This is a genomic window from Fusobacterium sp. SYSU M8D902 (assembly GCF_040199715.1).
Lineage (GTDB): Bacteria > Fusobacteriota > Fusobacteriia > Fusobacteriales > Fusobacteriaceae > Fusobacterium_A.
Genome location: NZ_JBEFNA010000078.1, coordinates 1 through 782, shown reverse-complemented (window position 1 = coordinate 782; position 782 = coordinate 1). Strand labels below are relative to the sequence as shown.

Here is a 782-nt window from a genome sequence, read left to right as displayed (position 1 = left end):
TGTATAAATGATTGATTTTTTTCATCATAAGATTTTTCCAAAACTTTTCTTAAATTGTGATACATTAATCTTGATTTTCTCTTGGAACACTCGGGACAAAATCTATCACGGCAAAAATTAGCACTAGCTAATTTTCTTTTTTGTGAATCCAAATTAATAGCAAATACTAATGTACTAGCACAATTTCTAATTCTATCAGCTTTTTTTTCATCAAAATGATTAAATAATTCAACCAATTCATTAGACATTTTTTTTGAATAAAAAATTTCTTCATTCTTATTAATTATTTTTTCAAAATCCATTTTTCAACCTCCTTTTTATTTTTTTATTTGCTTTTACAAAAAAATTTTTTTCTATAACATAAAAAAAAAGCTGGATTTGGGTTATCCAGCTTTAACATTCACACATTGTTTTCTTGACTTTTTTGTCTTTATAGTTTATACTATTATAGAAATCAACGGTTTTGTGTTACTGTGAATAACCTTAACCGATATGCCTTTTTAAATGTTCCTGCATTTAGAAAGGCTTTTTTTAATGTCCTAGAATTATTATACTACATAATATAGTATAATTGCAAGTTTTTAAAAAATTAAAAATCATTAACTAAAACAAATTCATAATCATCATATTCTAAATTAACACCATATTTTATTCCTAATAATTCTGGATTTTTAATTAAATCAATTTTTTTTATCCTAGTTAAAGTTTTTAAATATTTTTCAAATTTTCTCCCCATTTTTCTATCTTTACATCTCCAATAACATATAATTTCTTTAACACCA

The 782-nt window shown here is 22.8% G+C and carries 2 protein-coding genes; both read right to left on the bottom strand.

Going from position 1 to position 782, the window contains the following annotated elements; genetic code table 11:
- A partial coding sequence (locus ABNK64_RS11135) for a hypothetical protein (protein ID WP_502878734.1) occupies positions 1-302 on the bottom strand: 302 nt, incomplete at its 3' end.
- Positions 303-589: 287 nt separating this feature from the next.
- Positions 590-782, bottom strand: a 193-nt coding sequence (locus ABNK64_RS11130; RefSeq protein ID WP_349764444.1) for a hypothetical protein, incomplete at its 5' end; no start/stop codon positions are given.